General features: G+C 50.0%; 8 protein-coding genes. 1 reads left to right on the top strand and 7 read right to left on the bottom strand.

The window, feature by feature from the left end:
- Positions 1–203: 203 nt before the first annotated feature.
- The 7 genes from mnmG to HY879_27460 form a co-directional block, all read right to left on the bottom strand.
- A complete protein-coding gene (mnmG, locus tag HY879_27430; GenBank protein MBI5607080.1) occupies positions 204–2,087 on the bottom strand; it encodes a tRNA uridine-5-carboxymethylaminomethyl(34) synthesis enzyme MnmG in 1,884 nt (627 codons plus the stop codon).
- Between the two features lie 265 nt (positions 2,088–2,352).
- A complete protein-coding gene (locus HY879_27435) occupies positions 2,353–2,733 on the bottom strand; it encodes a hypothetical protein (protein ID MBI5607081.1) in 381 nt (126 codons plus the stop codon).
- Between the two features lie 119 nt (positions 2,734–2,852).
- On the bottom strand, positions 2,853–3,800 hold the full coding sequence (locus tag HY879_27440; GenBank protein MBI5607082.1) for a L,D-transpeptidase family protein: 948 nt from the start codon (positions 3,798–3,800) through the stop codon (positions 2,853–2,855).
- On the bottom strand, positions 3,797–5,377 hold the full coding sequence (locus tag HY879_27445) for a molybdopterin-dependent oxidoreductase (protein ID MBI5607083.1): 1,581 nt from the start codon (positions 5,375–5,377) through the stop codon (positions 3,797–3,799). Before HY879_27445 ends, HY879_27440 begins: the two co-directional genes overlap by 4 nt.
- A 48-nt stretch (positions 5,378–5,425) precedes the next feature.
- Positions 5,426–7,915, bottom strand: coding sequence for an FAD-dependent oxidoreductase (locus HY879_27450; GenBank protein MBI5607084.1), 2,490 nt, complete (start codon positions 7,913–7,915; stop codon positions 5,426–5,428).
- A 426-nt stretch (positions 7,916–8,341) separates the two neighbouring features.
- Entirely contained in the window at positions 8,342–9,754 is a 1,413-nt protein-coding gene (locus HY879_27455; GenBank protein MBI5607085.1) for a sigma-54-dependent Fis family transcriptional regulator, read from the bottom strand.
- On the bottom strand, positions 9,711–11,579 hold the full coding sequence (locus tag HY879_27460; GenBank protein ID MBI5607086.1) for a HAMP domain-containing protein: 1,869 nt from the start codon (positions 11,577–11,579) through the stop codon (positions 9,711–9,713). The genes HY879_27455 and HY879_27460 overlap by 44 nt, the downstream gene beginning before the upstream one ends.
- A 318-nt stretch (positions 11,580–11,897) precedes the next feature.
- On the opposite strand from HY879_27460, the gene HY879_27465 reads away from it, so the two are divergent.
- Positions 11,898–12,449 (top strand): ABC transporter substrate-binding protein, encoded by a 552-nt coding sequence (locus HY879_27465; GenBank protein ID MBI5607087.1) that lies wholly within the window; start codon positions 11,898–11,900, stop codon positions 12,447–12,449.
- Positions 12,450–12,553 lie beyond the last annotated feature (104 nt).

The following is a 12,553-nucleotide window of genomic DNA, read 5'->3' on the forward strand; positions in this document are numbered from 1 at the left end:
ATTGGCTTTTGCTAAAACCTATTTTCTCATAAATGGTCGCAATAATCTTTTCTTTGGTCAGGGCCATAATCCCACTCCTTTCTTTCCATCAAGACCTTAATCTAAAAATATTTTATTCTGAATTTTTTTTGCCGGGGAGCCGTATTTCACATAACCTATCCAATTTAAAATGAATTTTAATATGCTCCAAGGAAGCGTCCTTGTCAAGTATTTTTGTTCAATTTGTTACTAATTGATTTTTTTATATGAATTTGGAGGATGGTCATGGCCGCCGGGGTGACTCCGGAAATCCGGGAGGCCTGACCCAGGGAGCGGGGACGGACAGACTCAAGCTTCTCTTTGATTTCATTGGATAATCCTGACAAATGCCGATAATCTATTGCTTCAGGAATCAGAGTCTGTTCGTTTTTTTCAAGACGTTTCACCTGTTCTTCCTGTCTTTCCAGATAGCCTTCGTATTTGGCTTGAATGGACAACTGTTCTGCCGCCAGGGGCATTATTTGTGATAGAGGGGGACACCAAGGAAAAAGATCTTTCCATTCAAGTTCCGGGCGCCGCAAGAGATCTTTCAAAGACAGGCGTTTTCTAAGCGGTTGGCTCCCCAAATCTTTTAACGCTTGAATAAGATCGGCCGTCGGGGTAACCTGAGTCTGGTTTAATAATTCCCAGCCTTTTTTTATTTCCTGCTTTTTTCTGGAAAAAACGCGATAGCGCTCATCATCCACCAGGCCGATTTCCCGGCCCAAATCGGTCAGACGCAGATCGGCATTATCTTCTCGCAGCAACAAGCGGTATTCCGCTCTGGAAGTAAACATGCGATAGGGTTCTTTCGTTCCCTTGGTCACCAGGTCATCGATCAGGACCCCGATGTAAGCCTGAGAGCGACCCAGGATCATAGGACCCCGGCCCTGGCATTTCAAGGCGGCATTTATCCCGGCCACCAAGCCTTGGGCAGCGGCTTCTTCATAGCCGGAGGTGCCGTTGATCTGCCCGGCCAGATAGAGTCCTTCAATCGACTTGACTTCCAGGGAAGGGTTAAGCTGGGTGGGATAGATGAAATCATATTCTATGGCGTATCCCGGACGAACCATTTCCACCGACTCCAAGCCGGGGATGGACCGGAGCATGGCCAACTGAACCTCTACCGGCAAGCTGGTTGAAATCCCATTAGGATAATATTCAGTGGTCCGTCGTCCCTCGGGCTCTAAAAAAATCTGATGTCTTATTTTATCCGGAAAACGCACCACCTTGTCTTCGATGGAAGGACAATAACGGACCCCGGTCCCCTTGATAAGGCCGCCATACAAAGGGGAACGGTCTAGATTGGCCTTAATCAGCTCATGGGTTTTCGTATTGGTATAGGTCATATAACAAGACACCTGACTTTGGGTAATGGCTTCGGTGAGGAACGAAAAAGGGATTGGAGGGTCATCCCCGCCTTGAGGGGTCAGTGATCGAAGATCAATGGTTTTACCTTGTAAACGGGGGGTGGTCCCGGTTTTAAGCCTCCCCAATTCCAATCCTAAATTTTTTAAGGAATCGGACAGGGCCATGGAAGCCGGATCGCCCATCCGCCCGGCCGGAAAATGATGAAAACCGATGTGGATCAGTCCTTGCAAAAAGGTCCCTGTTGTCAGAATGATCGTCCTGGCCAAAAAAATCTGGCCCAAGCTGGTACGAAGGCCCTTGATCTTTCCGCCTTCCACCCAACAAGAATCGGCCATGGCCTGTTTGACATCCAGCCCGGCCTGATTTTCAACAACCCAGCGGAGCCGTTGTTTATAATCTTCCATGTCGGCCTGGGCCCGGGAAGACCAGACCGCCGGTCCCTTTTGGGTGTTCAGCCGGCGGAACTGAATCCCCGTCGCATCGATATTTCTGGCCATTTCGCCACCCAGGGCGTCGATCTCTTTGACCAGATGTCCCTTGGCCAGCCCACCGACCGCCGGATTACAGGACATGGCCCCGATGTGGTCGATATTAATGGTCAGAAGGAGGGTACGGCAGCCCATCCGGGCTGCTGCCAGGGCCGCTTCGCAACCGGCATGTCCCGCTCCGACAACGATGACATCATAATTTTTTTCCAAAAATCTCTCCTAAACCCGCATCCCGATTGGGGCGATATCAAGAATGATTGTGGCTATAGGCGATGGGCAAGGTTCAAGGTTTTTACACTTGCAACATGCAACTTTCTCTTCACCTGATCCCCGATCCCTGGTCCCCGACCCCCGATCCCATTTTTCATACTTGCAACTTGCATCTTGAAACTTGCAACTTTATTTTCCAAAAAAAAAAGGCCGATAGATCCTGAAAGATTTATCGGCCGTGAAGGTTTTTCTTCGCCCCGAGGGGTTATTTTTTCATTTTTTTCATAAAAATGGCTTCAGCCTTGTTGGCTGCGGCTTCGGCTTTCTCGGCTGCCTTTTCAGCCTTATCGGCTGCCATCTCGGCCTTCCCGGCTGCCATCTCGGCTTTTTTGGCGGCCGCCTCAGCTAAACTGGCTGCTGCTTCGGCGCGCTTGGCGGCGTTTTCTATCTTGTCATAATCTACCGCCGGGGCAGGAGCAGGCTGCACAACGGGTGCTGGTGCTGGTGCTGGCGCAGGGGCCGGGGCTGCTGTTGGAGGTTCGGCAGTGGCCTCTTTAAAACAAGCACATCCCAACCCAAAGGCACCTACAAAGGATAATAAAGATAAAATAACTACTGTTTTTATGGCCTTTCCTGGTCGGATCATTCTCTTTCACCTCCTCTCACAAGTAACTGATATGTGTTTATTTTAACCATTTAGTTAAATAAATCGTACTGTTAATATAGGAAAATTAAGCGTAAAACCCTGCTTTGTCAAGGAAAAAATTAATCTAAATGAATATCGACCGGAATTCCTTGTTTTTCTTCCAAGGTTTTGATCATTAAGGCCTCATTCACCTTTTCCTGAAGGCCCAGGGATTTGATCTTGTTTTGGCCGTATTGAACCAGGTCACCTTTTTTGTTGTATATATCCGGATGAACTTCCATAAAAACCCTCCCCTGTTTCCAGCCCACTTTAACCGGTTCATAAATCAGTTCAACCGGTGTTTTTATGGGCACCATAGGAAAGAATTTCTCAATATCTTCCGGATAAAGGCGGATACAGCCATGGGTCACTAACCGGCCGATAGCCCATGGGAAATTGGTCCCATGGATACCATAGCCGGAAAAGGACAAACCCAGCCAATAGTCCCCTAATGGATTGTCAGGCCCGGGGGGCATGGTTTTCATCTGATATTTTTCCTGCAACGACTTGGGGATATACCAGGTGGGATTTTTCCTTTTTTCAGCCACAAAGCAGGTCCCTTCGGGACTGAACCAGCCCTCGTCCCCGATACCGATGGGATAGGTTCGGACCATCTTGATGGACTTCAGGAAATAATACAACCGCATCTCGGCAATGTTGATCACAATGCCATATCTTTGGGTTTGGGGCAGGATCCACTGACTGGGAATAAGGACCTTCATCCCCCGGGGCGGAACCCAGGGATCGATTCCGGGGTATAGGGCCTCCAGCTCATTAAAACCCAGGTCATGATCCCGGGCCACATCCAGGAAGGTATCTTTTTCTTTGACCGTATATTCTCCCAAAAGGCCGATTACTGTTTCGGCCTTGGGATCCAGATCAATTTTGGGGTCGGGGAAGCGGTAAGGATAGGCCCCTTTGGCCCAGGTCTCCGGGGAAAGAAAAAGAGACCCTACAATCCATATTCCGGCCAAGAAAAAACCGGTCTGATATAAAAATTGGATTAAATTTTTTTTAAAGCAACTCACAATTTCTCAATACGTACGGCGCAAACCTTTAATTCCGGAATCTTGGCCACGGGGTCCAGAGCCGTTTGGGTTAAGCGGTTGGCCGCTGCTTCAGCATAGTGAAAGGGGATAAAAATAGTACCCTCCGGAGAGCGGTCGGTGATTTTGACCTTGGCCTCCAGGCCCCCGCGACGGGAAACAACCCTGACTAATTCCTCGGCTGCTATCTTCAAGGCCTCGGCATCGGCCGGGGAGATTTCGATCAAACATTCCGGGGCCATCCTTTCCAGCCCTTGACTCTTTCGGGTCATGGTCCCTGTGTGGTACTGATAGAGAACCCGTCCGGTGGTCAAAACGAAAGGATAGTCGGCATCCTGGACTTCCTTCGGGCCCTGATAGGGCAGGGCATGGAATTTACCCAGCCCCCGGGTAAACCGATCTTTGTGCAGGTATGGGGTTCCAGGGTGTTCCAGGGTAGGACAGGGCCACTGAAGACCTGCCCGGTTGATACGCTGGTAGGTAATCCCGGCATAGGAAGGGGTCAGGGAGCGCACTTCTTCAAAGATCTCCTCCGGGTTTTTATAGTCCATGGCCAGCCCCATGCGGGTAGCCAGATCGGCCATTATCTGCCAATCGGCTCTTGATTCCCCAATGGGAAAAATGGCCTGACGGACCCGCTGGACCCGGCGTTCGGTATTGGTAAAGGTGCCTTCCTTCTCGGCAAAAGATCCGCCGGGCAGAACCACATCCGCCAATTGGGCGGTTTCCGTTAAAAAGATATCCTGAACCACCAAAAAGTCCAGGGCCTTTAAGGCCTGGGTCAAGTGATGGGTATCCGGGTCGGAAACCACCGGATTCTCTCCAAAGATAAAGAGTCCCCGGACCTCTTTTTTTAAAGCCCCATCGGTCATCTCCATCAGGGTGAGCCCGGGCTGGTTGGAAAGGCCCTCGACCCCCCAGGCCTTTTCCATCTTCTCAAGCACCTCAGGATCGGTTACTTTTTGATAACCGGAAAACACGTCGGGCAATCCGCCCATATCACAGGCCCCCTGGACATTATTCTGGCCCCGCAAGGGATTGACCCCAGCGCCGGGGAATCCTACATTTCCGCAAAGCATGGACAGGTTACCCAGGGCTTTGACATTATCCGTCCCATGGCTGTGTTGCGTGATTCCCATGGTGTAATAGATGGCCGCCTTATCGCCGGCATACAGACGGGCCGCTGCAATCAGATCCTTTTCCGGGATACCGGTTATCTGGTTTACATAGGCGGGGGTAAAGGTGGAAACCGAGGCCTTTAATTCTTCAAATCCTTCGGTCCTTTCCTTGACATAGTCTTGAGCGAGAAGGCCTTCTTGAATAATCAGGTGGATCAGGCCGTTAATCCAGGCCAGGTCCGTCCCGGGTTTCGGCCTCAGCCAAAGGTCGGCCATTTCAGCTAATTCGATCTTTCTCGGATCAACTACAATGAGTTTAGCCCCATGGTGAAGGACGGCCCTTTTAATGGCCGCCCCGATGACCGGATGATTTTCCGTGGTATTGGAACCGGTGACTAAAATGACTTTAGCTGCCTCGATGTCGGCAATGGAATTCGTCATGGCACCACTTCCAAAGGCCGCAGCCAGACCGGCTACGGTGGAGGCGTGTCAAAGCCGGGCGCAATGATCCAGGTTGTTGGTTTTAAAAACGCCCCGTACCAGCTTTTGCATCAGATAATTTTCTTCATTGGTAGCCCGGGCCGAGGTCAGACCGGCCAAAGCATTGGGTCCATACTGGTCCCGGATTTCCAAAAATTTTTTGGCCACCAGATCCAGGGCCTCATCCCAGGAGGCTTTCCGGAAATGATCCCCTTCCCTGATCAGGGGATAGGCCAGCCGTTCCGGATGATTAATGAAATCGAAACCAAAACGGCCCTTTACGCATAAATGCCCATAATTGGGAGGAACATTTTCCACGCCATTGACCCGGACGATCCGATCATCAACCTTTTCCAGATAAAGCTGACAGCCTACCCCACAATAAGTACAGGTGGTTTTTATTCTTTTTAAATTCCAGGGTCCGGGCAGACCGGCCGACTTTTCCGTCAAGGCTCCGGTGGGGCAGTTGGCGAGGCAATAGCCGCAGGAGACGCAGCGTTCGTTAATGGCCGGCGTAAAGGAGGGAGGCCCCCCTTCGGAACCTTGTGGGACTTCCCGAAGCTCGAAGGCCTGTTGAATCTGGTATTCCGAGCAGCCATGGACGCACCGCCGGCAGGTAATACATTTATTCGGATCTACGGTGATGAAGGGATGTTCTGTTTGAAGGGGATACATCCGCTTGGTCCAGATGGGCAGTTTATCCACCTCGACCTTATACAGATCAGCATAGGCCCGGAGACGGCAATCATTGACATCCAGACAGCCGCAGGAAAGGCAGCGGCCGGCTTCTGCCATGGCTTCGGCCTGTCCGATGGTGCCCTCCACTTCCTTGAAATTATGCTGCCGTTCGGATAGAGGCCTATGGGGCTGATGGACCCGCGGCTGTTCCGGAATCCCTTCAAAATTCGCCTGGTCCACCTTGGCCAGCTTCCCCTTGCTGATGTTAAAAGGCTTCTTCGCGGCCTGGACCGTCCCCTTGGTCAGATATTGATGAATGGAAAGGGCGGCTGTGCGTCCGTCGGCAATGGCTTGTATGACCGTTTGGGGGCCCCGCCAGAGATCCCCGCCGATAAACAGATCGGGGATGGAGGTCTGAAGGGTTTCGGGGTTCGCATCCGGGGTTCCCCATTTGGAAAGTACTAATTCTTTTAAATCCGGGTCTTGTTCAATAAAGGTGAGATCCGAAAACTGGCCGATGGAGATGACGGCCAGGTCCGCCTCCAGGACCGTCTCCGAACCCGGAATGGGGACCGGCCTGGCCCGGCCTCCGGCATCCGGTTCTTTCAATTCGTTGCGAATAAACTCCAGGGCCTTGAACCGGCCGTTTTCCGAAATAATCCGGGTCGGAGAAACCAGAAGCTCCAACTTGACCCCTTCGGCTTCCGTGGCCGCCACTTCTTCCGGGTGGGCGGTCATCTCTTTCCTGGAACGGCGATACAGCATGGTTACTTCTTCGGCCCCAAGACGCAAGCACGTCCGGGCCGCATCCATTCCCGTATTCCCATTGCCGATGATCAGAACCTTCTTGCCGATCTCCGGAGGCTGGCCCATGGCCGTTTGAATCAAAAAGTTCAAGGCATGGACAATCCCCGGCAGATCCTCACCCTCAAGGCCTAAACGCGTCGATTTCCAGGTACCGACCGCCAGAAAAATCGCCTGAAACCCTTCCTGGCGCAAATCGGCCAACTTGAAGTCCTGACCATAACACCGGTTGGCCCGAACCTCCACCCCCAGGTCCAATATCCCCTGGATTTCCTGGTCCAGAATCTTTTTGGGCAAACGGTATTCCGGAATGGCGTAGCGCAGCATGCCTCCCAACTGGGGTTTGGCGTCAAAAATCGTCACCTGATGCCCTTTTTGCCGCAGATAATAGGCCGCCGACAGACCTCCCGGTCCTCCACCGATGATGGCCACCTTATGGCCGCTGTCCGGGGGAATTTCCGGTTTATAGGCGATCCCTTGCAGCAGATCATAATCGGCCACGAACCGTTTCAAGGGGTTGATGGCTATCGGTTGATCCACCCGGTTCCGGCGACAGGCCTCCTCACAAAAATGGGGGCAGACCCGGCCGATACACAAGGGCAGGGGATTCTTTTCTTTGATCAGCTTGAGGGCCTCGATAAATTCCCCGCGGCTGGCCAGGGCCACATAGCCCTGGATATCGATACCAGCCGGACAGGCCAGATGGCAAGGGGCCAGACAATCCCCATAATGCTGCTCCAAAAGGAGTTTCAATAGGCCCTGGCGGGTTTCCATAATGGCCGGGGAATCGGTCTCGACCACCATCCCCTCTTTGACCGGGGCCGCACAGGAGGCAACCAGTTTTTCTTCTCCCTCCACCTGAACCACACAAATCCGACAGGCCTCTTCCGGTTTTAACAGGGGACTATGGCAGAGGGTGGGGATGAAAATTCCTTCCTGGGCAGCGGCTTGTAAAATCGTATTGCCGGAGTCCGTTTGCACAGACCGGTTATTAATCGTTAAAGACACTTTTGACATTGCTCGCTCCTCACCATAATAAATAAAATAGGGGGCACTAACACGTCCATGACGTGGATATCAACTCGGCATAAAATTGCCCGATCCCTTATAATATGAAAATAAAGGGGAGTCAATGGATTTTGATGTTTTATATCGGTTAATTCGTTTTTTTTTGAATTTTTAATCGTCAGACAGGATTCACGGGATTCACAAGGTAATTATCCAGGCAAGGTTAAACGGAAACGGGTTTATGGGTTTTTATTCGCCTATAGCCTCGTGCCTATAGCCTGAATTTTCTATTTTCGAACTAAGCACCCATGCCCCTGAGGGCACCACGAAGCATGAAAAAGCGAATATCGAATGTTGAAGGAGAGTTTCTTTTAAATTCAGAAATCAGAAATCCGAAATCCGAAATTGGAATCTATTTTCGTATTAAAGGGCTATTTATTTGGAGGGACACCCGGCCAGGATACCGAACCTGGCCATTTTTTCATACAGGGCCTTCCGGGAAATTCCGAGTTGCCTGGCCGCGATGCTCTTGTTCCCTTCGCATTTTTTGAGTGTTTCCAGGATAAGTTCATATTCCATGTCCCTGAGGCGTACCCCCTGCTCCGGGATATCAACTATTATTTTTTTCGGTTGAACGGCCAATAATCCCTTCGTTTCGGCAACAATCTTCTCCGGAAAGTCCTCAAGACCTAAAAGGGGTCCCTTGGAAAGAATAACCGCTCGGGCCAGACAATTTTTTAATTCCCGTACATTACCGGGCCAGGAATATTGGACCAGGGTTTCCATCAGGCCGGGTTGCACCCCTTCCACATCTTTCTTATATTGCCTGGCATACTGTTTAATAAAATAATCAACCAGCAAAGGGATATCCTGTTGGCGTTGAACCAATGAAGGGACTCGTATGGAAATCACTTCAATTCGATAAAGGAGGTCCCTCATAAAACGTCCATTTTTGATTTCTTCATGGAGGTTCAAATTGGTAGCGGCAATGAGTCTGACATCGACCTTTCGGGTCTCCGTACTTCCGACCGGTTCAAAGGTCATATCTTCTAAAAAACGGAGCAGTTTGGCCTGGAGAACCATGCTCATTTGACCTATTTCATCAAGGAACAGCGTCCCTTTATCGGCCATTTCAAGACGGCCCTTCTTTTCATTGATGGCTCCGGTGAAAGCACCCTTTTTGTACCCAAACAGCTCCGCCTCCAAGAGACTTTCCGTAAGGGCCGCTGAATTGATACAGATCATCCCTTTGTCCCGGCGACTGCTTTCCAAATGGAGGGCCCGAGCCAATAATTCTTTGCCGGTACCGGTCTCGCCTAATACCAATACGGGAACGTCCGTGGGCCCCACGGTGCGGACCAGGTCAAAGATCCCGGCCATCTCCTGACAAGAACCGATTATACCATGGAAAGAATGCTCCATCCGGACTTGTTCTTGCAAATTGATCAGCTCCTGTGATCTCTCGTGCTCCAGGATGGCCCTTTCCAAAACAATCGCCAGTTCTTCATAATTAAGCGGTTTTATTAAATAATTTGTAACGCCCTCCTTTAAGGCCTGCACAGCGGACCGGACCGTTCCATAAGCGGTCATGATAATGAAGGGGGGGGCCTTGCGCAGGCTATGCATTTTCCGATACAATTCAACGCCATCCATTTCAATCATCTTAAGATCAGATAAGACCAGGTCGATATCAGTATTTTCAGAATAAATACCTAAGGCTTTTGTCCCGCTGTTGGCTGTTAAAATCGTATATCCTTCGTCCTCAAGGATGGCCATTAATACCTTCAGGGTATTAATGCGATCATCAACTACCAGAATCTTTCTCTTCTTCAGATTCATCGGTTTCATTTTCCTTTTCCGGCATAATAGGCAATTTAATAGTGACTCGGGTTCCCTCACCGGGTTGGCTGGTTATCTGGAGGGTTCCTCCATGGGCCTCAATAATGCCGAGGCTTATAGGAAGCCCAAGGCCTGTTCCGGTCTCCTTGGTGCTGAAGAAAGGGTCAAATATGTTTTTCAAGTGTTCACGGGGTATGCCCACACCGGTATCCTTCACCTTAATCTTAACCCAGGAGGGGTGGAGAGGGTCTTCGCCCTCTTTGAAGGTCCGGGTGAGGATCATTAATTTGCCGCCTCCGGGCATGGCTTCGATGGCATTAATAAATAAATTTACCAAGACCTGTTCGATCTGATGGCCATCGATGAAAACGATCGGGAGATCTTTTTCCAATATAGGGTGAAAGGTAATCTCCTTTTCCTCGGAATGCTTTTTGAACAGATTTTGAGTCGATTGAATCAGCTTGTTGAGATCGGTTGGAAGACGTTTTGGTTTCGCCTGTCTGGCAAAATAGAGGAATTCAGTAACAAATTGACTCAGGCGGTCGATTTCTTCCAAGACCAGCCGGGTATAGTCCTTGATAAGAGGATCTTCCGACCTTTTTCGTTGAAGGTAAATAATGGCTCCCTTGATGGCATTCAACGGATTCCGTATCTCATGGGCCACACCGGCCGACAGGCGTCCTAATGAAATCAATTTCTCTGATCGTACCAGCTCATCATGGATTCGAGATAGATTCCTCATCATCCGGTTAAAGGAGCGGGTCAAATCGCCCAACTCGTCCCTGGATTGGACCGGGATATCCAGGTTGAGATCACCATCGGCTATCCGGTTGGTCGCTATGACCAGATTTCTTACCGGTCGAAGTAAAAAATAAGATAAAATACTGACCCCGATAATGGTGAAAACAATGGCAATCAATACGAATTGAATAACCCGGTTTCGAAGGGCATAGGCCTCTCTGGTAAATTCTGCGGTGGAAATAGTTACGGCCAGAGACCACCCCATTCCTTTAACCGGCTCGAAAGCGGCCACCTTGTTTTCTCCCTGGAAAGAATAACCCTTCCAGCCGCTTTTCCCGGCCATCATGTCTATGACCAGTTCCCTCAGGCTCGGGTCAGGGTACGTTTCCAAAGTATATTGATACGGTTCGAGAAGAGGGTGGGCTATATTTCTTCCGTATTGATCGATAAGGAAGGCATATCCTCTATCCCCTACATGGATATTCTTCACCAGTTCGATGATTTTCTTAAAATCAAGGTCGATGACGATGACGCCGGCGAACTCCTTCCAGCCGCCATAAAAAGGCTTGGCATAATGGATAAGAAATCCATTAGCCATCGGAATAATCTCACTGCTGACTATTTTCATTATTTTTAAATGGCGGGCGTTTTGAAAGAAGGGTTGCTTGCTTTGGTCAGTCAGTTTTGTTACGGCCCCTTCCCTTCGGACCTTTATCAGTTCCCGACCCTGGTGATCAATGTATCGGATTTGAAAATAGGTGGGGGTTCGGAGAATAAAATCATGAAAAAGGCGCACGATGTTATCGTGATTAAATTCCGCCTCGGCCTTCAGTCTGAAAGAGCGGGCGATGCGATAGTCTTCCAATATCGGGAGACGGGAGATGGTCTCCAGATCGATACCGCAATTAGTGAATATATTGCTGATGATATTGGCCGTGGCCTTGACGGCCACCCTCTGTTCCTGGCGAACCAGCCGGTTGACCCGTTCTCCGGACTCCTGGATGGCAAAGTATCCCACGGCCGAGATGGGTATACAGACCAGGGGCAGAATGAATATAAGGAGTTTTAATGAAATGGTGAATCGTATCTTCATAATGACAAAAAGGTTGAAGAGGGCTCAGCGATCAGTTAGACTATCCTGCAATTTCGGATTTTAGATTTCGGATTTCGGAGTAAACCATTTTCATTCTTCCTTGGTGCCTCCGGGGGCCTGATTTCATATTTCGAGGCGCAGTATAACAAAAGGGATTTTTTAAGTCGAGTTTATTAGATTCTCTGCCTCGTCCGGGATTATACCCGGAAGAGGGGGCCCCTATCGGGGCAGTTGACTTATTACTACAGCAAACCTTTTTTCGTCATTCCCGAACGTCTTTATCGGGAATCCAGGTTTTCAAGAAAAAGGAGAGATGGAATGATACCCAGGCTGGGGTGGTGGCTGATCATCGGGGTCGTTTTTATTCTTTTTTTATCACCACCCTCAACCCCGGCAAACGAAATCGTCGTCGGTGTGGCCACTTCTCTGCAGTTATTGGAAGGCCGGGAAAGTCTCAGGGCCGTTGAATTGGCGGTCGAAGAGATCAATCAGAAAGGAGGCATACGCCTCGGACAGGAACACCTGCCCATTCGGATAAAATCCATCGACCTTCAGGACGCCTCTCATAACGTTTCCGTGTCCCAGGCCCTTTCAACCCTGGAAACCTTTATTCAAAGGGAAAACATCCGGGCTATTGTGGTGGGGCCCTTCCGGTCTGAGGTCCTGCTGGCCGGTATGCCCATGATGGCTAAAAATAAAATCCCCTTTTTAGGGACCATAGCCATGTCTTCGGCCTCGGAAGCCCGGATCTTAAAGGATCCCAAATACAAAAACATCTTTCGAGTCGGCCTGAATTCCAAATATCTGGTCGAGTATCTTATTAAGACCATGAAATTCCTGAATGAAAAATTTCAATTCCGGAAGGTCTAAATCATGAACCAGGATGTGGCCTGGACCAGGAGTGCGGCTTCCCTGTTGATCAAGTTATACTTTGAAAGGGCCGGCTGGGAGGTAATCGCTTTAGATACCTATCC

The sequence above is a fragment of the Deltaproteobacteria bacterium genome (genome assembly GCA_016219225.1).
Classification (GTDB): domain Bacteria; phylum Desulfobacterota; class RBG-13-43-22; order RBG-13-43-22; family RBG-13-43-22; genus RBG-13-43-22.